This is a genomic window from Anabaena sp. WA102 (assembly GCF_001277295.1).
Taxonomy (GTDB): domain Bacteria; phylum Cyanobacteriota; class Cyanobacteriia; order Cyanobacteriales; family Nostocaceae; genus Dolichospermum; species Dolichospermum heterosporum.
This window is the reverse complement of record NZ_CP011456.1, coordinates 3,600,001-3,621,151: the sequence shown is the minus strand read 5'-3', so window position 1 is coordinate 3,621,151 and position 21,151 is coordinate 3,600,001. Positions and strand designations below refer to the sequence as shown.

The window sequence follows — 21,151 nt, the reverse complement described above, 5'->3', positions numbered from 1 at the left end:
TGATTACCTCAATTTGAAAATTTACTAAATAAACTTCTACTTCTAGTATAACTAATTGGTAATCACTTTTTTATCCAGACGTTCAGCAAGCCACAATTTAATAATAGAATCAGAAGTCACACCTAAACGTTTTGCTTCCTGTTCTAAAGCTTCTATCATCCAGACAGGAAAATCAATATTAACTCTTTTTTGTGTATACCCTGGATGATGTACTTGAGATAAGTCTAAAAACTCAGTAATATCTTCACCATTGTCAAACTTAGTATCAAATTCTTCAGCTTTCATAAATATTGACCTCTTCAGTACGAGAACGACGAACAGAAATAATCCTTATTTTATCACTACGATAGGTAATGACTGCTGACCAATGTTTATCAGCTATCTTGCCAATAACTAAAAATCTGGGTTCATCGGTTGTGTTTGCCGGTACTTCTACTAGATGCGTATCTCTCCAAAGTTTTTGTGCTTCAATAAAATCAATGTTATGTTTAGTTTTATTTGTTGCACTTTTGTTTGCATCAAATTCAAATTCCATCATTATTTTTGCATCTTTATATTTTTATGTAAATAAACAATATTCCCTATTTTCTCAATTAAGTGTTCTTTGTCATTAATTTTCACTTTTACTAGTCCTTTACAACCGTAACTGACTAATTTGAACGCCCCAATTTCTTTAATAAATCATTAAAATTAATGATTGCTATTTCAAAATCTGGGTTAATACTAATTGCTTGTCCATAACATTTTAGTGCTTCTTCATACCTTTGTAGATACCATAGGGCAGCACCTCGGTTATTCCAAGCCTCATAAAGGTCAGGTTTAATAGCAAGGGCTTTATCGTAAGATGCGATCGCTTCTTCATATTTTTGTAACTTCTCTAGCGCAGCACCTCGGTTATTCCAAGCCTCATAAAAGTCAGGTTTGATAGCAAGAGCTTTATCGTAAGATGCAATCTCTTCCATGTATTTTTCTAACCTTGCTAGGGCAACACCTCGGTTATTCCAAGCATCATAAAAGTCAGGTTTGATAGCAAGAGCTTTATCGTAAGATGAGATCGCTTCTTCATATTTTTGTAACTTCTCTAGAGCATTACCCCGGTTATTCCAAACTTCATGAAAGTCAGGTTTAGTAGCAATAGCTTTATCATAAGATGAGATCGCTTCTTTGTATTTTTGTAACTTCAATAATTTATTTCCCTGTCTAAAGCAAAGTTCACTTATTTCGGCTAGTTTTAGTGGCTGTATATTCTGTTGTTTAACAACTTCAAAAATCTGATTTAATTCCTCTAAAGCTTCCTTTGCATTTCTATAACGTTGTCGCCAATCATAACGCACCATTTTATTTATAAACTGCTTTAAGTTATCACTTATTTCAACTTGATCAATCCAAAGAATTTCACCATCATCATCTTCTGGTAATAAGCGAGGAGACAAATCAATTAATGCCTGAATTGCAGTCATCCCTAAAGCATAAATATCACTACTAAATTTAGGTTTACCCATAGCCTGTTCTAAAGGCGTATATCCCCGTGTACCAATACCAATAGTTCGGGTAGTAGAGCCTGATTTTATAGCAGCAGTAGTAGTATTAATTTGTTTGATTGCACCAAAATCAATCAATACTAATTTCCCATCTTTACGGCGCATAATATTGTCTGGTTTAATATCTCGATGAATAACTTTGTTATCATGAACATAAACTAATATTTCTAAAGTATCTTTTAACAGTTGAATTACATCAATTTCACTCAACTTTTTGCCAGGGCTGATTTCATTAGTTAAATCTTTACCTTCAATAAATTCTTGAATTATGTAAAAGTCTTCACCTTCCTGAAAGTGGGCATACAATTTAGGAATTTGATCGTGATTTTGTCCTAATTCATATAAAATTCTTGCTTCTTGTTCAAATAAACGGATACTATCCCTGTCAATCTCCGTAGGTTTTAAACGTTTCACTACACAAAACGGTTTAGGAGTCACGGGAATATCTAAATCTTCTGCAAGGTAAGTTTCCCCAAACCCACCTTTCTTGAGTTCTAGTTCTTTAACAATCCTGTAACGTTGACGGAGAATATTACCAATCATAGATTCAATAGATTCAATAATGTTATTGTTGATGATTGTTCCTGTATTGAGAATTATTGGGTTGTCAATAGTGTTTATTTTTTGTTGGACATCTTTTGTACTTTATTTAGTAAACAATATTGAGTTGTTTTGTAGTATTAGTGCTGGATTTTACAGTAAAAATAACTATATCTGATTTTAAAACTAAAAACAAGCGATCGCTCTTCGGCTAATTGTGCCGATGCTAAAAAATTATGATACTATATATGGTATCATCGCTCCATGAGCAAATTAAGAAAATTAGTAGTTAAATTCCTGAAACTACCTCCAGAAGTAAGATTTGAGGATGTGTGCTATCTTTTAGAAGCTTTTGGCTTTGAAGAAAAACGTTCTAAAGGTAGTCATCATAGTTTTAGAGATTCCCAAGGTAGAAAAGTTACCGTACCGAAAACAGGGGGACAGAAAGTTAAAGGAGTCTATGTTCAGCAAATAGTTGAGTTATTAAATTTAGAAGAAATGAAAACACTGAATCAGACGAACAAGCAGATTGAACAATCACCCCTAGAATACTATTTAAAGCTTCAATATCCCATCACTTTTTACCCAGACGCAGAAGGTGGATATGTAGCACAAATCAAAGATTTACCTGGATGTCTCACTCAAGGAGAAACCCTAGAAGAGACAATGACAAATATCAATGAAGCGCGAGAATTGTGGATTGAAACAGCTTATGAAGCAGGTGATAATATTCCTTTACCCAGTACAGATGATAGTTATAGTGGTAAGTTAATGTTAAGAATGCCTAAATCATTACATCGGCGGTTATCTGAAACTGCGGAAAGGGAAGGAGTGAGTTTAAATCAATATATTGTATATTTAGTGAGTTCAGCAACCTAATAATGGGAGTTTAGCCGATCATAGAAAGATATTTTTATAACCCTGGTTATTAAATTCTAACATGACCTTCCCCCAAAAAAATCATACCTAAACGCTGATTAATGCTATTTTTGCTGCTGCTTTTTATAAGGCTTATCCAACCAATCATACAATAACCAAGCCTTACGTGCTAACTTTCCGGCAATATCTATGGCTTCTTTCTCGTTCGTTTCAGGATGAGGAAGATGATGAATACTCACATGATCTGGTTTATCTAGAATCGCATCTAAACCCAACTTTCTGATATCTCCTACAGTGAAACAAATCACCCCAAAACATTGAGATAACCGATTATAAGAATCTTCTGGATTTAGGGCTGCTGATAAGGAATTTTCATAGTCGCCTATTTTGCGTTTAAACTGTAATTTAAATGCTTCTAGATCAATAACTTTAGTATCGGGATTCAGCCACCCTTTTTTCGTAATAGCCCGATACAAAACTGTGTCATTAGATAACTGATTCACGGAAACTTATAAACTAATATATTACTTTGTCAGTGGATAGCCACAAAAGAGACTGATAAACTTGGTCTAAAGAAGGATTATTAATTAACTCACTTTCATTATCTTTTCGATAATACAATGATCCTGCCAAAGTTGGCAATACAGGAACTTTTATCCTAACTTCCTTATCAAATTTTTGATTAGTCCAAATTAAATTAATTCCGCCTCGACTCTCCAAATTTGAAAACCCAAGGGGAAACAACTGTCCTAATGCTTGATACAATTGAGTTAATAATTCAATGGATACCGATACAGCATAATCTGATGGATTCAATAACTCATCATCATCATCTAAATCCGGTTCAAGTTCTGTTAATTCCAAAAGACGTTTAAATGTGATTTGAAAATTAGGATTAACTTTTAGTTTAGTTATCTCAAAATTAGCCACCATAGTAAATACTGTATTGATTTTCTCAACATAATTATATCTTATCACACTACATTTCAATTTATCGTTGTAGTTCTGTTAAATTGATAAAATAACTCGGTAAGCGTAAAACTCAGTCCCCAAATGTGTAGGGGTTTAGCAGTGCTGATATGTGTTAACTTAACGTTAAACGGGCGGTTAGAAACCGCGTCTACACAGGCAAAACCCACCTGCGTGGGTTTCAAATTCTTGATTTTTCCTTAGTCCGCGCAGGCGGACTTTGTTTGTGTAGCCGTGAATTCCATTCGCCAGGGCTTAAGTTGACACCATTAAGGACTGCTAAACCTCTACCGATAAAATCAGCTTAACTCAATTATTAATATGGCCAAGTCCAATCGCGGATTTCTGGCATATCTTCACCGTGTTTCTGAATATATTGCTTATGTTCAATCAACTTATCTTGCAATTTTTGCTTCACATAAGCTGCTTGAGAACCTAATTTTGGTACACGGTCAATCACATCCATAACTAAATGGAATCTATCTAAATCATTCATCACCACCATATCAAAAGGTGTGGTTGTTGTTCCTTCCTCTTTATAACCACGCACATGAATATTTTGGTGATTTGTATGCCGATAGGTGAGACGATGAATTAACCAAGGATAACCATGAAAAGCAAAAATCACAGGTTTATCAGTTGTGAAAATCGTATCGAAATCCTTACTACTTAAACCGTGAGGATGTTCACTTTGTGGTTGTAGCGTCATCAAATCCACAACATTGACAACCCGCACTTTTAAATCTGGGAAATGTTGTCTTAAAATATCCACAGCCGCTAAAGTTTCCAAAGTCGGAACATCTCCAGCACAAGCCATGACTACATCAGTTTCACCGTCTTGATCATTACTAGCCCATTCCCAAATTCCTAAACCTTTAGTACAATGTTTTAGGGCTGCATCCATGTCTAAATATTGTAATGCAGGTTGTTTACCGGCAACAATCACATTGACATAATTACGACTTCTTAAACAATGGTCGGTTACTGATAGCAAAGTGTTAGCATCAGGTGGCAGATAAACACGAATGATTTCGGCTTTTTTGTTAATTACGTGGTCAATAAACCCAGGATCTTGGTGAGAGAACCCGTTATGATCTTGTCGCCAAACGTGGGAAGTGAGAAGATAATTTAAAGATGCAATTGGTCTTCTCCAAGTAATATGACGAGTCGTTTTCAACCATTTGGCGTGTTGGTTGAACATCGAATCAATGATGTGAATAAAAGCTTCATAACAGGAGAAGAAACCATGACGACCTGTTAATAAATAGCCTTCTAACCATCCTTGACAATTGGTTTCGCTGAGGATTTCCATTACTCGACCGTCGGGAGATAAATGGTCATCTTCGGGGAGAGTTTCCGCATCCCAAGCGCGATTTGTCACTTCAAATAAAGGGTCTAGCCGATTTGAGGCGGTTTCGTCAGGACCAAAAACGCGGAAGTTGCGGCTTTCGTCGTTCAGTTTCATAATGTCACGGAGAAACTTACCAGTAACTTTGGTAGCTTCGGCGTTAACTGTCCCTGGTTGGGGTACTTCTACAGCGTAGTTGGAGAAATCAGGCATTTTCAAGTCACGCAGCAAAATTCCGCCGTTAGCGTGGGGGTTGTCTCCCATGCGACGCTGACCTTTGGGTGCTAATTCTGCAAGTTCAGGAATGAGTTGACCCTTTTCATTAAACAGTTCTTCAGGATTGTAACTTTTTAGCCAATCTTCCAGCAGTTGCAGATGTTCCGGTTTACCAGCTATATCACTAAAGGGGACTTGGTGCGATCGCCAATAACCTTCTGTTTTCTTCCCGTCCACTTCCTTGGGACCCGTCCAACCTTTAGGAGTGCGTAAAACAATCATCGGCCATTGCGGTCTTTCTTGGCAACCATGTATCCGCGCTTCTCTTTGAATACTTTGAATTTCGGGAATAATGGTATCTAATACTGCTGCCATTTTTTGGTGAACGTCCGCAGGATCTGAGCCTTCCACAAAGTAAGGTTTATAGCCATAACCGATAAATAGGCTTTCTAACTCCTCATGAGGTATCCGTGCTAATACGGTTGGGTTGGCAATTTTGTAACCATTTAAATGCAGAATTGGTAAAACCGCACCATCAGTAACCGGGTTAATAAATTTGTTAGAATGCCAGCTAGTTGCCAAAGGTCCAGTTTCCGCTTCTCCGTCACCGACAACCGCCGCAACTATCAAATCAGGGTTATCAAATACCGCCCCATAAGCGTGAACTAAAGCATAACCTAATTCTCCCCCTTCATGGATAGAACCAGGGGTTTCTGGGGCGACGTGGCTGGGAATACCACCAGGAAAAGAGAACTGCTTAAATAGTTTTTGCATTCCCTCCTCATCTTGGGAGATGTTAGGGTAATATTCGCTATATGTTCCTTCTAAGTAGGTATTGGCAACAAGTCCAGGTCCACCATGTCCGGGCCCAGCTATATAAATTGCGTTGAGGTCGTATTTTTTAATAACTCGGTTGAAGTGGGCATAAATCAAATTTAGCCCAGGAGTAGTTCCCCAATGTCCTAAGAGTCGAGGTTTAACGTGTTCTTGTTTAAGGGGTTCTCTGAGTAAGGGATTATCAAGAAGGTAAATTTGTCCAACAGACAGATAGTTAGCAGCACGCCAATAAGCATTGATTTGTTGTAATTCTGTGTCTGTTAAAGGCTTTATCTGTGGGATACTGGCAATAGTCATTTTCAACTCCCGTGTAAAGTATTTGCACCAACAAATTTTAAACCCAATTCGTAGGGGCGCAGGGCCTGCGCCCAGTCTATATTCCTAATACTGACATTCCATCTACATTAAAACCTATACTTTTGAAAAAATTAAGGTAATCTAATTTGAAGAAGAAATTAAATCAGTCAAATGGCTGAAAATGCAATTCTAAGTATCGGAAAAAACGAAAATATCGCTAATAAAATAAAATTCTCAAGCACAAATCACAGATTATCCATGATAGAAACCGACTGGAAGACCGTCAAAACCTACGAAGACATCATCTACCAAAAAACCGACGGTATCGCCAAAATCACTATTAACCGTCCCCACAAACGTAACGCATTCCGTCCAAAAACCGTATTTGAACTATACGAAGCCTTTTGGGATGCTAAAGAAGATACCACCATTGGCGTAGTCCTATTTACAGGTGCAGGACCTCATACAGATGGAAAATATGCCTTTTGTTCAGGTGGTGATCAAAGTGTGCGTGGACAAGCAGGTTATGTAGACGAAACTGGAATCCCCCGGTTAAACGTCTTAGACTTGCAACGTCTCATTCGTTCCATGCCCAAAGTCGTTATTGCCCTAGTCGCGGGTTATGCTATTGGCGGGGGTCATGTTCTGCATTTAATTTGTGATTTAACTATTGCGGCTGATAATGCCATTTTTGGGCAAACGGGACCCAAAGTAGGGAGTTTCGATGGTGGTTTTGGTGCTAGTTATTTAGCCAGAATAGTAGGACAAAAAAAAGCCAGGGAAATATGGTTTCTCTGTCGTCAATATAACGCCCAAGCAGCCCTAGAAATGGGCTTGGTTAATATTGTCGTCCCTATAGAACAACTAGAAACAGAAGGCGTACAATGGGCGCAAGAAGTATTAGAAAAAAGTCCCATAGCTATTCGTTGTCTGAAATCAGCATTTAACGCTGACTGTGACGGACAAGCTGGTTTACAAGAATTGTCTGGTAACGCTACTCTACTTTATTACATGACAGAAGAAGGAGCAGAAGGAAAACAAGCCTTTTTGGAAAAACGTCCCCCTAACTTCCGAGATTTTCCTTGGTTGCCTTAAATTGATTTAATAATGAAACTTTACTCATAAGAGTGTTTTACTCTTTCTTTGTTCTCCTGACTCCTGACTGGGCGCAGGCCCTGCGCCCCTACCTCCGCTATATACCAAAATCGCACCTGTTGTGGAAGGTGCGATTTCTGAAGATGTCAAAATTGAAAACACTAACAAATTGCCAGTCAAATTTTATTAAGGTGGACAGAAAATTGATGACCGTAATCATGGATAGTTAAATGAGTACGCTGTGATTTTTCACTTCTTGTGTAGCGGCAGTAGGAATATCTTCAACAGAGGCTACTGTAACATGATCCAAATCCGTCGGGAGAGTTTGAGCAGCAACAAAAACAGGTTTGGCTACTGGTAAACTCCAAGCATCTTCTAAAGTTTCCCAAGCTGGTGCAAAAGCGGCCATGACCAAAGGACAGGCTTTCCAGACTCCTTGGACTGGTGCGCTCAATTTTTCACACATACCACCACGACGACCTTGTGGCTGGTAATAACGACAATAACGACAGGTAGATGTTAAACGCTTAATTAGTTTCATGTGCCTTCATCTTCAGTACCATTCAGGACTAGTTATCACACTTATATATCTTGCTGGTTATCCAAAATAGACATGAAGGGTAAAAATCATTATTGGATATAGGTTCTAGCGATTATTAACCATAAATAAACTTTAGGATATCTTTAGATTCTTGTTATATATGTAAATAATTATTAGAGTGCGTACATATTTATTTTTACCTAAAACTTATTGGGGATCAAGATTAAAACATTGATTTTGGATTTCCTCGTTTTGTAAAAACGTTACTTTAGATAGAGTTAAAATCAGTTATTAGCATTTAATTTACTGAATTATTTACAATAGTTCAATATTTATCCTAACCGCTTGGAGCAGCAGAGAGAACAAACTTCCCAGCGTTCAAGTTCGCCCCGTGGAGTGGGACATTGACATTGGGGACATAAGGGGAGATGATGCGATCGCTCTTGCATCATCTTCGCCCAATTCTCAAAAGCACCCAAAGCATTGTCAATATTGGGTTTAACCAACCTATCACCAGTTAAATCATCAGCTACATAACTAGGATGTTCAGATGCCGAAACAGTGGCTTCTGTTCCCGCTATTGATGAATTTTTCCACTCGGCTGTAGAAAAGCGAATATCTACCAAAGACGTAGACAGCTTGTTATTTAACTTTACCAACATAGTTTTCCTGCCAAATGTCAAATTTTGCGCCCAAGCAGCACTAGAAGTTGCCACCCACAAAACATCGCGCTGAATAGACAAAGGACGAGTTTGCACCGCAACAGTAGTCCCCACAACTTCTCCCCAACACTTCAGTAACCGCAGCAATACCTGTTCTTGCCATTGTGGTGAACGTTGAATATTTCCTAAAACCTGATCAATTGACTTAAAAGACATATTATGTTATTAGTTTTACCATAAAAATAGCTGAATACTGATAATCAACTTTCACCAGTATATTGAAAATTCATTTAATCATCATCTACCCTGACTCCATCTTAAACAATGAATCAAAATCCTTTGATAGATTCTACCAAATCCCCGCAAACACCCGGCTTAAACCCTACCCTAACTATGGCACTGGCTAGTTTAGAAATACAATTGGATCAAGAATTAACCAGATATAGACGCACACGCAAAAACACCAAATCACAAACAGCAAGAAGTGTAGAAAGTTACACTAATTATCAAACAACAACCTTGTCGAAGGAGATTCAACTACCAGCAGTTCCTCCCGTAGCCATTCCCTCAGAAAATTCATTCTTGACGAATGAGACTGAAACCATTAATTTTCCCCAGGAGTTTGCTAACTCAGACATAGAAGAAACCCCCACTCCTCCAAACCTAGAAAAATCAACTAGCAGTATAGTTCCCACCAAAATTCCCTCCTCCGACAACCCAACCCTCCTCACCACAAATGATCCTCCTCAACAACCAAATGATTATTTAGAATCTAGTGAGGCATTATTGCGGAGTTTGACAGCCGTTGCACCACAAAATCAAACTCCTAATTCTCCTAAATCCCGTGATAGTGTCTTATCACCTTTAGGTATTGGTTCAATGCTGTTGCTATTATTGGCAAGTTTGACTTTAGGTTATGTCGTCTTCAATCCCAAAAATTTACCTAAATTGAATTTCAGTAGCGTACTAAACAATAATTCATCAAAGACTGGGGAAAATACACAAAACACAGAAATTATAGAAAATAATTCCCAACTGACTAGCGAACCAAAAATCACCCCCATAGCTAAATATCCTAATTTAGCCACCCAAGAATTTCGACAAGTTAGAGATCCTAAAGATGTCGTAGATTTAACACCAAAAGTTAAACCGACCCCTCAAATCATTTCCACTCCTGTAGCTATTAAACCCCCCATAACTCCTATCTCTCCATTACCGAGACTTTCCCCCTTATCTAACACCCTCTCTAAATCCACACCTTTAGCAAAGCCTACAGCTACTTTTTCACCCCTATCAGAAGATGTCAAACCATCAGCTAATGGCTACTATTATATTATTGCTGATAATCAAGGCGACAAAGCTTTAACAGCCGCCAAGCAAGTCGTTCCTGATGCTTATTTATCACCAAATAAAAAATTTATTTATTTGGGTGCTTTGAAAACCAAGGATGAGATTAAGCGCAGATTGCAGCAATTAGAGGCAAAAGGCATTAAAGGACGATTACAACAGCCATAGTTAAAAAATGCTGGTTTTACTGAATAAAATTTACTGAATTTAACTCCAAAAACTCTGATCTTTGCGTCTTTGCGCCTTTGCGTGAGGCTAATTCATACTGATTTCTTACTATGATAACAATATAGCAATCCTCAAAGTCCAGTAAATGGTCAAGGTAGAGCCAACATGGAAGTTATTAACCGTATTCTGCGGGTGATTCGCGCTAATTTCAATAGTCTGGTTAGCAATGCAGAAGATCCAGAAAAAATTCTGGAAACAGCTTTCATGGAAATGCAGGAGAATTTGGTACAATTGCGTCAAGGGGTAGCTCAAGCGATCGCCACCCAAAAGCGCACAGAACGCCAAGCAGCCGCAGGAGAATCCCAAGCCGCAGAATGGTATCGTCGCGCCCAATTAGCCCTCCAGCAAGGTAATGACTCCCTCGCACGGGAAGCTCTCACCAAACGCAAATTTTACCAAGAGACCGCTACAACTTTAACCAGCCAAATTCAGCAGCAAAAAGATGTAGTCGCCAAATTAAAGCAAGATATGCGGACTTTAGAGTTAAAACTGGCTGAGGTAAAAACTAAGAAAGATATGTATATCGCTCGCGCTCGTTCCGCAGAAGCTTCCTATCGGCTGCAAGAAATGTTAACTGGAACTTCTGCTATATCTAGCTTAGGTGCATTAGAACGAATGGAGGAAAAAGTCTTACAAATAGAAGCACAATCAGAAGTTGCTAGTACACTGGGTGGTGATGATCTAGAAAAAAAATTTGCATCCTTAGATTCTCACCATGATATTGATACAGAACTCGCAGCCATGAAAACTTATATCCTAAATCAAGAAGAAAATCCCCAGCCAGATCATAATTTACCCAAAACACCCGAACCATAACTTTCCCTGGTTGGTTAGTATAGATAATTGATAGGTTCATCATTCAGAATAGAAAAAAATAGTAATCCAGACTGGAAAGACTACATTGGCATAGGTAGCTATTAATATAGTAGAAAAGCTAACTATCTAACCAAGAGCGTAAACCTCTAAAGGAAAAATAAATTTATGGGATTATTTGATCGCCTTAAACGAGTAGTTGGTGCTAACTTAAACGATTTAGTCAGTAAAGCCGAAGATCCAGAAAAAATGCTGGAACAAGCCCTCCTCGAAATGCAAGAGGATATGGTGAAGTTGCGCCAAGGTGTAGCACAAGCAATAGCTGCCCAGAAGCGGACAGAAAAACAGTATAATGAGGGACAAAACGAAATTAATAAATGGCAGCGCAACGCCCAACTTGCCCTACAAAAAGGTGATGAGAACCTAGCCCGTCAAGCATTAGAGCGCAAGAAAACTTATACTGATACTGCTACGGCTTTAAAAACCAGTCTAGATCAGCAAACTGTTCAGGTAGAAGGTCTCAAGAAAAATTTAATCCAGTTAGAGAGCAAAATTTCTGAAGCCAAAACCAAGAAAGAAATGCTCAAAGCCCGGATTACGGCTGCAAAAGCCCAAGAGCAACTTCAAGGCATGGTTAGTGGTATGAATACCAGTAGTGCCATGTCTGCTTTTGAGCGCATGGAAGAAAAAGTATTAATGCAAGAAGCCCGCGCTCAGTCAGGAGCGGAGTTAGCAAGTGCAGATTTAGATCACCAATTTGCACAATTGGAGTCTGGTAGTGATGTTGATGATGAATTAGCTGCTATGAAAGCATCCCTAGCACCTGCACCAGAACCAAAACTACTCACCCCAGAACAACCTAGCCCCTCCACTCCAGTCCAACCAACCAGTACAGCTAGACCTGCTCAACCAGTTGATGCTGAATTGGAAGCCCTCCGTAAACAATTGGATAATCTGTAGTTTTTGCAGATAATTCCATGCAGTTAATCCCACACATCTGATTTGTGTGGGATTTTTCATATATATGAAAACTGCTGTCAAAAGGATAATTGTAAATATCTGAAAAAGGCTTAATTTCAATATCTATAATCTATGCGATCGCCAAATTTTCACGGTAACATCTAAGCTACCACAGTTAATGATAAGGTAATTGCTAAATTATTGATAAATTAGGGAACAGTTTTTCCTATTTACTGTTCCCATCGGGAGTCAGACCCCTTTTAATTCTGGTGACTTCCTAAATACTACTAAGCAACATTCAGCACGTAGGATCGAGTCCCTGTTCTGGTGGTTGGAGTGGCAGTTGAGTTATCCACGTAAGTATAGGTTCCAGTTAGTGGCTAGAGGATTCGGTTGTCGCACTTCATCAGCCGTTCCCAGGATTACACCGCGATCGCTGATGGTATTAACGTTGGGCGTGAGCAGGGTGACGGTTGCGCCATTTGCTGCACCAAAATCGGACTGACCATTTTTCAATCCAGTGCTGGTTATGGCAGTTTGCACGCCATTTTCCCAGATGAAGCCTTGACGGACGTTGTTAGTGTTGACTACACCCGTAGTGGCGTTTGTATTGGTGAAGGTTGCGCCTGTGTCAAAGCGTCCGGCAATTTGTCCGAAGTCGTTAATCGAAGCTGCGTTGACTGAACGCCTTTACCAGAGTAGATCGTGTCATTCCCTGCCCCGGCATAAATTGTGTCGTTGCCTTTACCCGTCAGGATGCGGTTGTTGCCTTCCCCTGCAAAGATGACATTATTCCCAGCACCCCCATCAATAAAATCACCACTCGCACCGCAGTAGATGACATCATTACCCAACCCAGTGGTGATCAGGTTTACTCCAAAAACATACTTGTGCATTCTTTTTTCAAGAACGTCTCTTGGCGTTTGTAGCATTTTTAAATTCCTCAATCTTTAATGCAAAGGTAAATATGGAAACAATGCTGCTGAAAGAATACTTAAGCCATAAACGCTGATTTTGGCAATATCTAGCTGTCTAGGAAACTCTGTGCTGACTAAATCGGTATATTTTTCTTCCATCATTAGGTAATCCTCTATTCAGGTAAATTACAGTTACACATCTATTTACAATAATTCTTAATAAGCTTTCAGTCCAAGTATTAGAAAACTTCTCAAAACAATTGTCATCTTTTCCGATGCTTACTTTGACACCTTTTAGCATTAACTAAATAATCTTCTCCAAAATTTATTTGTTTCTCTGCCACTAAAATACTTATGTATTTTTCATGAAAAGCTTGCTAGTCAAGAATTTTCATGACTAGTAATTTTGATTAAGATATTTAATTAGTGTGGGTAATGATAAAATATAGCATAAGTCTTTATAGCTATTATTGTCAACTGTTTGCAATAAGTAGGGAAAATATTTTTATAAATACTGACATTACAGCATGACTCAACCTCTACAGCCACATAGCTTTATCACTAAATTTTGTCTTTTATTTACCTGCAATATGCTGTAATAATGTTTGCCTGATAAAATAACAGATTTTTTCAAGTATTGGATACTTGACAATTATAAGCAATTAGGCATAGGTGAGAAATCCTCTGTTGTCTCACAATCATTTTTCAAATCTATATAGTTTGTACTTTCTGATTTTTGAGTAAAACGAAATAAACATTTCCCTCTGCCTGCTATAAATAGTGAAGTGGGAACAGATTGGGATAAAGTATTCTCTATTCTGTGTGTCAACTTTGATCAATACCGCCTAATGGAGATTATAATGAACAAGGGTGTAATCACTATCACTGATGCTGAGTTTGAAACGGAAGTATTAAAAGCCGAGCAGCCTGTATTGGTTTATTTTTGGGCTTCCTGGTGTGGTCCTTGTCAACTGATGTCACCAGTTATTAATTTGGCTGCTAACAAATATAGCGATCGCCTAAAAATTGTTAAGATGGAAACTGACCCCAATCCACTCACAGTCAAACAATATCAAGTAGAAGGTCTCCCCGCGCTGAGATTGGTAAGAGGAGAACAACTATTAGTATCTATTGAGGGAGTAATTGGTAAAGATAAATTACTCAGTTTTTTGGAAGATCATTTAAATAATAATTAGTTACCGATTAGTGATCAAAACTCCATAGTTTTTGATCACTACCTCATGACTAATGACCAATAAATAATAATTAAAATGCAGTTTGCTACCCGGTTACAACCCTTAAAATCTAACGTATTTGCCGATATGGACACAGCCAAGTCCATTGCTTTGGCTGCTGGAAGAGAATTAATTGATTTATCTTTAGGTTCTTCAGATTTACCTACCGAGAATCACGTCATAGAAGCGATCGCTCAATCTCTCCATGATCCTACCACTCATGGTTATTTATTATTTCGTGGCACTCAAAATTTCCGTCAAGCCGCAGCCCAGTGGTACGAGCAAAAATTCGGTATCCCAGTTGACCCAGAAACAGAAGTTTTACCCCTAATTGGTTCTCAAGAAGGAACAGCCCATTTACCTTTAGCCGTGCTTAATCCCGGCGATTTTGCTCTATTATTAGATCCTGGTTATCCTTCCCATGCCGGGGGAGTATACTTGGCTAGTGGTCAAATTTACCCAATGCCAATAAAAGCAGAAAATAATTTTTTACCAGTTTTTAGTGATATTCCCGTCACCATTTTAGCCCAGTCGCGGTTAATGGTATTAAGCTATCCTCATAATCCTACCAGTGCGATCGCCCCATTATCCTTCTTTCAAGAAGCCGTAGCCTTTTGTCAACAACATAATATAGTTCTCGTTCACGATTTCCCCTACGTAGATTTAGTTTTCGCAGAAGAAACCCAAAATCTAAAATCCCTTGTTCCCTCAATATTGCAAGCTGACCCCGAAAAAAGCGTCTCTATAGAATTCTTTACCCTGTCTAAGTCCTATAATATGGGTGGCTTCCGCATTGGTTACGCAATTGGGAATCCCCAACTAATTCAAGCCCTCAAGCAAATCAAAGCCACCGTTGATTTTAACCAATATATAGGAATTTTGAACGGAGCGATCGCCGCCCTCACCGGACCCCAAGATGGTGTAAAATCTGCCGTTGATATTTTTCGTCAACGCCGGGACACCTTCATTAAAGCCTTGCACCGTATCGGTTGGAACGTTCCCACACCAGAAGCCACAATGTACATTTGGGCAAAATTACCCACACAATGGAGTCGTAATTCCATAGAATTCTGCACCGAACTAGTTAAAAAAACAGGTGTAGCCGCTTCCCCAGGAGTCGGCTTCGGTCAATTCGGTGAAGGATACGTTCGCTTTGCATTAGTACAAAAACCAGAAACCTTAAAAACTGCTGTAGAGAGAATTTCCCAGTTCCTCTATTAACTCAAGTTGCTAGTCATCTAATTGAGCCTGGTAATTGGTAATTGGTAATTGGTAATTGGTAATTGGTAATTGGTAAATTTCTCATCCTGTTAATCGTTTAATCCCGGATATCCTGATTCAGACATTATTAAACCATTCTCATACTCAAATCCAACCATTTAGACTGAGTAATGGGCGCACTAGTAGAAATATAATCAACCCCAGTTTCTGCCACAGCGCGAACAGTCTCTAGAGTTACATTTCCCGAAGCCTCAATTTTTACCCGATCATCTTCATTACGAATCAATAATACAGCCTCACTCATCATAGACAAAGGCATATTATCTAACATAATAATATCTGCTCTGTACTGTAAAGCTTCCCGCACCTGTGCTAAATTTTCCGTTTCCACCTCAATAGTCAGAGGATAAGGAACGTGAGAACGAATGCGGGTAATAGCTTCCCCAATTCCCCCAGCCGCAACAATATGATTATCCTTAATCATCACCGCATCATCTAAACCCATCCGGTGATTCATCGCACCACCCAAAGCAGTAGCGTACTTTTCCAAAATTCTCAACCCTGGAGTAGTTTTGCGCGTATCCACCAACTGAGCAGGTAAATCAGCTATTTTTTCTACATATATATTAGTCAAACTGGCAATTCCACTTAACCGCATCACCAAATTAAGCGCTACCCTTTCCCCCATTAACAGCGTATCCAGTGAACCATTAATTTCCGCTATCACCTGTCCTGGTTCACAAGGTGTACCCTCATCGGTAACATTGACAAAATCAACTTGATTATTCAAAAGTTGAAACACCCTAGCCGCAATCGGTAAACCAGCAATTATCCCTGGTGCTTTCGCTATCCATTTAGCTTCTCCTCTAGTGGGATGTTGGGACAATAGAGATTGAGTAGTACGATCTCCCCTACCAATATCTTCCAACAACCAACTTTGCAACAATTGATCCAGCACCAAAAACGGTGGTAGTACAGCCACTGAACTCTTCATAAGAATATCTATCTATATCCACTCAACACTATCAATTATTGTCTTTCTTTCTCTAATGACTCAAAAAAACCCAGAAGTGGAACTCCACAAACCCAGCCAAATCAAAAACACCACCAAAAGGGCAGAAATCTCAGGAATTTTAACGCTCATAACCCTTGTCTCACAAGGATTTTAGATAAAACAAAAAACAAGCCGAAAAAAGTTTGCTAAAGTAGTTGACAAACCAAAGTAGATTGGATATATTAAATAAGTGCCGAACAGAGCAGCCAAAAAGAGGCAACACTGAACAGCACACCGAACCTTGAAAATATTATAGTTTGAAAGCCAGAATACAACAAGTACCCTGCGTCAGAGAAAGAAAATAACCTGACCGTGGTTGTAAAAACGGTTAAGAAAGAGCTTTATAACAGACGAACCAAAATGGAGAGTTTGATCCTGGCTCAGGATGAACGCTGGCGGTATGCTTAACACATGCAAGTCGAACGGTCTTTTCGGAGATAGTGGCGGACGGGTGAGTAACGCGTAAGAATCTACCTTCAGGTTGGGGACAACCACTGGAAACGGTGGCTAATACCCAATGTGCCGAGAGGTGAAAGGCTTGCTGCCTGAAGAAGAGCTTGCGTCTGATTAGCTAGTTGGTGGGGTAAGAGCCTACCAAGGCGACGATCAGTAGCTGGTCTGAGAGGATGATCAGCCACACTGGGACTGAGACACGGCCCAGACTCCTACGGGAGGCAGCAGTGGGGAATTTTCCGCAATGGGCGAAAGCCTGACGGAGCAATACCGCGTGAGGGAGGAAGGCTCTTGGGTTGTAAACCTCTTTTCTCAGGGAAGAACAGAATGACGGTACCTGAGGAATAAGCATCGGCTAACTCCGTGCCAGCAGCCGCGGTAATACGGAGGATGCAAGCGTTATCCGGAATGATTGGGCGTAAAGGGTCCGCAGGTGGCATTGTAAGTCTGCTGTTAAAGAGTTTGGCTCAACCAAATAAAAGCAGTGGAAACTACAAAGCTAGAGTGTGGTCGGGGCAGAGGGAATTCCTGGTGTAGCGGTGAAATGCGTAGATATCAGGAAGAACACCGGTGGCGAAGGCGCTCTGCTAGGCCAAGACTGACACTGAGGGACGAAAGCTAGGGGAGCGAATGGGATTAGATACCCCAGTAGTCCTAGCCGTAAACGATGGATACTAGGCGTAGCTCGTATCGACCCGAGCTGTGCCGTAGCTAACGCGTTAAGTATCCCGCCTGGGGAGTACGCAGGCAACTGTGAAACTCAAAGGAATTGACGGGGGCCCGCACAAGCGGTGGAGTATGTGGTTTAATTCGATGCAACGCGAAGAACCTTACCAAGGCTTGACATGTCACGAATTCTGTTGAAAGATGGAAGTGCCTTCGGGAGCGTGAACACAGGTGGTGCATGGCTGTCGTCAGCTCGTGTCGTGAGATGTTGGGTTAAGTCCCGCAACGAGCGCAACCCTCGTTTTTAGTTGCCAGCATTAAGTTGGGCACTCTAGAGAGACTGCCGGTGACAAACCGGAGGAAGGTGGGGATGACGTCAAGTCAGCATGCCCCTTACGTCTTGGGCTACACACGTACTACAATGCTACGGACAAAGGGCAGCTACACAGCGATGTGATGCGAATCTCATAAACCGTAGCTCAGTTCAGATCGAAGGCTGCAACTCGCCTTCGTGAAGGAGGAATCGCTAGTAATTGCAGGTCAGCATACTGCAGTGAATTCGTTCCCGGGCCTTGTACACACCGCCCGTCACACCATGGAAGTTGGTCACGCCCGAAGTCGTTACCCCAACCGCAAGGAGGGGGATGCCTAAGGTAGGACTGATGACTGGGGTGAAGTCGTAACAAGGTAGCCGTACCGGAAGGTGTGGCTGGATCACCTCCTTTTAGGGAGACCTAATCCATTTAGAACTTGAAAGCAATGCAAATTGTGAATAGAAACTAAATTGGTCTAACCTAGGTCGGTCGCAGACTTGAAGTAAAGCTTTCAAACTATGGTTTGGTTCGATAAGGGCTATTAGCTCAGGTGGTTAGAGCGCACCCCTGATAAGGGTGAGGTCCCTGGTTCGAGTCCAGGATGGCCCACCTGAAGGAAGTCAAAAATCAAAAGTCAAAAGTCAAAATTAAATATTTTTGAAGCATGACTAGAAATTTTGAGTTCTTTTTGGGGGTTTAGCTCAGTTGGTAGAGCGCCTGCTTTGCAAGCAGGATGTCAGCGGTTCGAGTCCGCTAACCTCCACATTTGGAAAAAGAACAGCAACTGAAACTATTGATAATAGTTTTTGACTGCTGGGTTAAATTCCAGCCAGAACCTTGAAAACTGCATAAGAGAAAGAGAAAAAGCAGGCAGACACAGACATTGAGATGGATGTGAAAGCAAACAAGCAGAAAATGTGGTCAAGCTAATAAGGGCTAATGGTGGATACCTAGGCACACAGAGGCGAAGAAGGACGTGGTTACCGACGAAATGTTCCGGGGAGTTGGAAGCAAACTAAGAGCCGGAAATGTCCGAATGGGGCAACCCTATGTACTACCTGTTGAATATATAGACAGGAAAGAGCCAACCCAGCGAACTGAAACATCTTAGTAGCTGGAGGAAGAGAAATCAAACTAGAGATTCCCTAAGTAGTGGTGAGCGAAAGGGGAAGAGCCTAAACCAGAGGATTTATCTTCTGGGGTCGTGGGACAGCGATATCGAATCACTTAGGTTAGACGAAACAGCTAAATACTGTACCAGAGGGGGTGAAAGTCCCGTAGTTGAAAACCAAAGGATAGTAGCTGAATCCCGAGTAGCATGGAGCACGAGGAATTCCATGTGAATCAGCGAGGACCACCTCGTAAGGCTAAATACTACTGTGTGACCGATAGTGAACAAGTACCGCGAGGGAAAGGTGAAAAGAACCCCGGAAGGGGAGTGAAATAGAACATGAAACCATAAGCTTACAAGCAGTGGGAGTCCGATTTAACGGATGACCGCGTGCCTGTTGAAGAATGAGCCGGCGACTTATAGGCACTGGTAGGTTAAAGCGAGAATGCTGGAGCCAAAGGGAAACCGAGTCTGAAGAGGGCGAAGATCAGTGTTTATAGACCCGAACCCTGGTGATCTAACCATGTCCAGGATGAAGCTTGGGTAACACCAAGTGGAGGTCCGAACCGACCGATGTTGAAAAATCGGCGGATGAGGTGTGGTTAGGGGTGAAATACCAATCGAACCAGGAGCTAGCTGGTTCTCCCCGAAATGTGTTGAGGCGCAGCGGTTGTGATTAAATCTGGGGGGTAAAGCACTGTTTCGGTGCGGGCTGGGAGACCGGTACCAAATCGAGACAAACTCAGAATACCCAGAGAACACACAGCCAGTGAGACAGTGGGGGATAAGCTTCATTGTCAAGAGGGAAACAGCCCAGACCACCAGCTAAGGTCCCCAAATCATCACTAAGTGATAAAGGAGGTGAGATTGCCTAGACAACTAGGAGGTTTGCCTAGAAGCAGCCACCCTTGAAAGAGTGCGTAATAGCTCACTAGTCAAGCGATCTTGCGCCGAAAATGAACGGGGCTAAGTGATGTACCGAAGCTGTGGGATTACTAATCATAATCGGTAGGGGAGCGTTCCGTCGTAGGTAGAAGCAGTAGCGGCGAGCAGCTGTGGACGAAACGGAAGTGAGAATGTCGGCTTGAGTAGCGCAAATGTATGTGAGAATCATACACCCCGAAACCCTAAGGGTTCCAGAGCCAGGTTCGTCCACTCTGGGTTAGTCGGGACCTAAGGCGAGGCCGAACGGCGTAGTCGATGGACAAAGTGTCAATAGTCACTTACTGTTCTGTGGGAGCATAGATAGGGACGCATGAAAGATAGCCATACCCTGATTGGTTTGGGAGGAGTTTACGAACTCCGAGTGGTGAAGGATAGTGCCAAGAAAAGCTGTCTATGTGATGAAGATAGAACACCCGTACCCGAAACCGACACAGGTAGGGAGGTTGAGAATACCAAGGGGCGCGAGATAACTCTCTCTAAGGAACTCGGCAAAATGGCCCCGTAACTTCGGAAGAAGGGGTGCCCACCTAAGAAGTGGGTCGCAGTGAAGAGATCCAAGCGACTGTTTACCAAAAACACAGGTCTCCGCCAACTCGAAAGAGGACGTATGGGGGCTGACGCCTGCCCAGTGCCGGAAGGTTAAGGAAGCTGGTCAGCGAAAGTGAAGCTGGCGACCGAAGCCCCGGTGAACGGCGGCCGTAACTATAACGGTCCTAAGGTAGCGAAATTCCTTGTCGGGTAAGTTCCGACCCGCACGAAAGGCGTAACGATTTGGATGGTGTCTCAGAGAGAGACTCGGCGAAATAGGAATGTCTGTGAAGATACGGACTGCCTGCACCTGGACAGAAAGACCCTATGAAGCTTTACTGTAGCCTGGAATTGTGTTCGGGCTTCGCTTGCGCAGGATAGGTGGGAAGCGGTGAGTTATTCCTTTTGGGGAATAAGGAGCTAACGGTGAGATA

Annotated in this window: 19 protein-coding genes, 2 tRNA genes, 2 rRNA genes and 1 pseudogene (1 of these 24 cut by a window edge); 12 read left to right on the top strand and 12 right to left on the bottom strand. The window is 41.0% G+C overall.

Going from position 1 to position 21,151, the window contains the following annotated elements; translation table 11 throughout:
• Positions 1 to 51 precede the first annotated feature (51 nt).
• The 3 genes from brnA to AA650_RS15715 all read right to left on the bottom strand — a co-directional run bounded on the left by brnA (position 52) and on the right by AA650_RS15715 (position 2,084).
• Positions 52 to 285 (bottom strand): type II toxin-antitoxin system BrnA family antitoxin, encoded by a 234-nt coding sequence (gene brnA / locus AA650_RS15725; RefSeq protein WP_027400594.1) that lies wholly within the window; start codon positions 283 to 285, stop codon positions 52 to 54.
• Positions 275 to 538, bottom strand: coding sequence for a BrnT family toxin (locus AA650_RS15720; protein ID WP_053539714.1), 264 nt, complete (start codon positions 536 to 538; stop codon positions 275 to 277). Before AA650_RS15720 ends, brnA begins: the two co-directional genes overlap by 11 nt.
• A gap of 112 nt (positions 539 to 650) precedes the next feature.
• The gene (locus AA650_RS15715; protein WP_053539713.1) at positions 651 to 2,084 is read right to left on the bottom strand and encodes a tetratricopeptide repeat protein; all 1,434 of its coding nucleotides are present in this window, start codon (positions 2,082 to 2,084) and stop codon (positions 651 to 653) included.
• A gap of 261 nt (positions 2,085 to 2,345) precedes the next feature.
• Between AA650_RS15715 and AA650_RS29335 the strand changes: the two are divergent.
• Positions 2,346 to 2,501, top strand: a pseudogene (locus tag AA650_RS29335) (type II toxin-antitoxin system HicA family toxin); the annotation flags it as partial.
• A 78-nt stretch (positions 2,502 to 2,579) separates the two neighbouring features.
• On the top strand, positions 2,580 to 2,960 hold the full coding sequence (locus tag AA650_RS29330) for a type II toxin-antitoxin system HicB family antitoxin (RefSeq protein ID WP_053541304.1): 381 nt from the start codon (positions 2,580 to 2,582) through the stop codon (positions 2,958 to 2,960).
• A 104-nt stretch (positions 2,961 to 3,064) separates the two neighbouring features.
• Here AA650_RS29330 and AA650_RS15705 read toward each other — a convergent pair whose 3' ends face one another.
• From AA650_RS15705 to AA650_RS15695, 3 genes are all read right to left on the bottom strand, one after another.
• A complete protein-coding gene (locus tag AA650_RS15705) occupies positions 3,065 to 3,463 on the bottom strand; it encodes a hypothetical protein (protein WP_053539712.1) in 399 nt (132 codons plus the stop codon).
• A 13-nt stretch (positions 3,464 to 3,476) separates the two neighbouring features.
• Complete coding sequence (locus tag AA650_RS15700) at positions 3,477 to 3,893, bottom strand: hypothetical protein (RefSeq protein WP_039199444.1); 417 nt, start codon at positions 3,891 to 3,893, stop codon at positions 3,477 to 3,479.
• Between the two features lie 352 nt (positions 3,894 to 4,245).
• Positions 4,246 to 6,627, bottom strand: coding sequence for a phosphoketolase family protein (locus tag AA650_RS15695; RefSeq protein ID WP_053539711.1), 2,382 nt, complete (start codon positions 6,625 to 6,627; stop codon positions 4,246 to 4,248).
• Positions 6,628 to 6,885: 258 nt separating this feature from the next.
• Here AA650_RS15695 and menB point away from each other — a divergent pair, with 258 nt between their 5' ends.
• Entirely contained in the window at positions 6,886 to 7,722 is an 837-nt protein-coding gene (gene menB, locus AA650_RS15690; protein WP_053541303.1) for a 1,4-dihydroxy-2-naphthoyl-CoA synthase, read from the top strand.
• Between the two features lie 226 nt (positions 7,723 to 7,948).
• Here menB and AA650_RS15685 read toward each other — a convergent pair whose 3' ends face one another.
• Positions 7,949 to 8,263, bottom strand: coding sequence for a hypothetical protein (locus AA650_RS15685; protein ID WP_053539710.1), 315 nt, complete (start codon positions 8,261 to 8,263; stop codon positions 7,949 to 7,951).
• 332 nt (positions 8,264 to 8,595) lie between these two features.
• Complete coding sequence (locus AA650_RS15680; RefSeq protein ID WP_053539709.1) at positions 8,596 to 9,141, bottom strand: DUF721 domain-containing protein; 546 nt, start codon at positions 9,139 to 9,141, stop codon at positions 8,596 to 8,598.
• 108 nt (positions 9,142 to 9,249) lie between these two features.
• On the opposite strand from AA650_RS15680, the gene AA650_RS15675 reads away from it, so the two are divergent.
• From AA650_RS15675 to AA650_RS15665, 3 genes are all read left to right on the top strand, one after another.
• The gene (locus AA650_RS15675) at positions 9,250 to 10,440 is read left to right on the top strand and encodes a hypothetical protein (protein ID WP_053539708.1); all 1,191 of its coding nucleotides are present in this window, start codon (positions 9,250 to 9,252) and stop codon (positions 10,438 to 10,440) included.
• Positions 10,441 to 10,605: 165 nt separating this feature from the next.
• On the top strand, positions 10,606 to 11,316 hold the full coding sequence (locus tag AA650_RS15670) for a PspA/IM30 family protein (protein ID WP_053539707.1): 711 nt from the start codon (positions 10,606 to 10,608) through the stop codon (positions 11,314 to 11,316).
• A gap of 165 nt (positions 11,317 to 11,481) precedes the next feature.
• Positions 11,482 to 12,273 carry a PspA/IM30 family protein gene (locus AA650_RS15665; RefSeq protein ID WP_053539706.1) on the top strand — a complete coding sequence of 264 codons (792 nt, stop codon included), beginning with the start codon at positions 11,482 to 11,484 and terminating at the stop codon, positions 12,271 to 12,273.
• 348 nt (positions 12,274 to 12,621) lie between these two features.
• On the opposite strand, the gene AA650_RS15660 is transcribed toward AA650_RS15665, so the two are convergent.
• From AA650_RS15660 to AA650_RS29135, 3 genes are read right to left on the bottom strand one after another with little or no spacing between them, the layout of a single operon-like run.
• Positions 12,622 to 12,816 carry a hypothetical protein gene (locus AA650_RS15660; protein ID WP_053539705.1) on the bottom strand — a complete coding sequence of 65 codons (195 nt, stop codon included), beginning with the start codon at positions 12,814 to 12,816 and terminating at the stop codon, positions 12,622 to 12,624.
• Between the two features lie 44 nt (positions 12,817 to 12,860).
• Positions 12,861 to 13,205 carry a calcium-binding protein gene (locus tag AA650_RS15655; protein ID WP_053539704.1) on the bottom strand — a complete coding sequence of 115 codons (345 nt, stop codon included), beginning with the start codon at positions 13,203 to 13,205 and terminating at the stop codon, positions 12,861 to 12,863.
• 18 nt (positions 13,206 to 13,223) lie between these two features.
• Positions 13,224 to 13,352: a hypothetical protein gene (locus tag AA650_RS29135; RefSeq protein WP_257720873.1), complete on the bottom strand. Its 129-nt coding sequence runs from the start codon at positions 13,350 to 13,352 to the stop codon at positions 13,224 to 13,226.
• Positions 13,353 to 14,050: 698 nt separating this feature from the next.
• On the opposite strand from AA650_RS29135, the gene AA650_RS15650 reads away from it, so the two are divergent.
• Together AA650_RS15650 and AA650_RS15645 are read left to right on the top strand one after the other, a co-directional pair.
• Entirely contained in the window at positions 14,051 to 14,386 is a 336-nt protein-coding gene (locus AA650_RS15650; protein WP_053539703.1) for a thioredoxin family protein, read from the top strand.
• A gap of 75 nt (positions 14,387 to 14,461) precedes the next feature.
• Entirely contained in the window at positions 14,462 to 15,646 is a 1,185-nt protein-coding gene (locus tag AA650_RS15645; protein ID WP_053539702.1) for an LL-diaminopimelate aminotransferase, read from the top strand.
• 127 nt (positions 15,647 to 15,773) lie between these two features.
• On the opposite strand, the gene nadC is transcribed toward AA650_RS15645, so the two are convergent.
• Entirely contained in the window at positions 15,774 to 16,640 is an 867-nt protein-coding gene (nadC, locus tag AA650_RS15640) for a carboxylating nicotinate-nucleotide diphosphorylase (protein ID WP_053539701.1), read from the bottom strand.
• A gap of 417 nt (positions 16,641 to 17,057) precedes the next feature.
• On the opposite strand from nadC, the gene AA650_RS15635 reads away from it, so the two are divergent.
• From AA650_RS15635 to AA650_RS15620, 4 genes are all read left to right on the top strand, one after another.
• A 16S ribosomal RNA gene (locus AA650_RS15635) occupies positions 17,058 to 18,544 on the top strand.
• Between the two features lie 124 nt (positions 18,545 to 18,668).
• Positions 18,669 to 18,742, top strand: a tRNA-Ile gene (locus AA650_RS15630).
• Between the two features lie 81 nt (positions 18,743 to 18,823).
• A tRNA-Ala gene (locus AA650_RS15625) sits at positions 18,824 to 18,896 on the top strand.
• Positions 18,897 to 19,052: 156 nt separating this feature from the next.
• Positions 19,053 to 21,151 (top strand): 23S ribosomal RNA (locus AA650_RS15620); it runs 727 nt beyond the window's last position.
• Together the 16S and 23S rRNA genes with 2 tRNA genes alongside form the textbook arrangement of a ribosomal RNA operon.

Bases quoted from the DNA above. Each gene is read 5' to 3' on its own strand.
- brnA (WP_027400594.1), bottom strand. From the start codon at position 285: ATGAAAGCTGAAGAATTTGATACTAAGTTTGACAATGGTGAAGATATT.
- AA650_RS15720 (WP_053539714.1), bottom strand. From the start codon at position 538: ATGATGGAATTTGAATTTGATGCAAACAAAAGTGCAACAAATAAAACT.
- AA650_RS15715 (WP_053539713.1), bottom strand. From the start codon at position 2,084: ATGATTGGTAATATTCTCCGTCAACGTTACAGGATTGTTAAAGAACTA.
- AA650_RS29330 (WP_053541304.1), top strand. From the start codon at position 2,580: ATGAAAACACTGAATCAGACGAACAAGCAGATTGAACAATCACCCCTA.
- AA650_RS15700 (WP_039199444.1), bottom strand. From the start codon at position 3,893: ATGGTGGCTAATTTTGAGATAACTAAACTAAAAGTTAATCCTAATTTT.
- AA650_RS15695 (WP_053539711.1), bottom strand. From the start codon at position 6,627: ATGACTATTGCCAGTATCCCACAGATAAAGCCTTTAACAGACACAGAA.
- menB (WP_053541303.1), top strand. From the start codon at position 6,886: ATGATAGAAACCGACTGGAAGACCGTCAAAACCTACGAAGACATCATC.
- AA650_RS15685 (WP_053539710.1), bottom strand. From the start codon at position 8,263: ATGAAACTAATTAAGCGTTTAACATCTACCTGTCGTTATTGTCGTTAT.
- AA650_RS15680 (WP_053539709.1), bottom strand. From the start codon at position 9,141: ATGTCTTTTAAGTCAATTGATCAGGTTTTAGGAAATATTCAACGTTCA.
- AA650_RS15675 (WP_053539708.1), top strand. From the start codon at position 9,250: ATGAATCAAAATCCTTTGATAGATTCTACCAAATCCCCGCAAACACCC.
- AA650_RS15670 (WP_053539707.1), top strand. From the start codon at position 10,606: ATGGAAGTTATTAACCGTATTCTGCGGGTGATTCGCGCTAATTTCAAT.
- AA650_RS15665 (WP_053539706.1), top strand. From the start codon at position 11,482: ATGGGATTATTTGATCGCCTTAAACGAGTAGTTGGTGCTAACTTAAAC.
- AA650_RS15655 (WP_053539704.1), bottom strand. From the start codon at position 13,205: ATGCTACAAACGCCAAGAGACGTTCTTGAAAAAAGAATGCACAAGTAT.
- AA650_RS29135 (WP_257720873.1), bottom strand. From the start codon at position 13,352: ATGATGGAAGAAAAATATACCGATTTAGTCAGCACAGAGTTTCCTAGA.
- AA650_RS15650 (WP_053539703.1), top strand. From the start codon at position 14,051: ATGAACAAGGGTGTAATCACTATCACTGATGCTGAGTTTGAAACGGAA.
- AA650_RS15645 (WP_053539702.1), top strand. From the start codon at position 14,462: ATGCAGTTTGCTACCCGGTTACAACCCTTAAAATCTAACGTATTTGCC.
- nadC (WP_053539701.1), bottom strand. From the start codon at position 16,640: ATGAAGAGTTCAGTGGCTGTACTACCACCGTTTTTGGTGCTGGATCAA.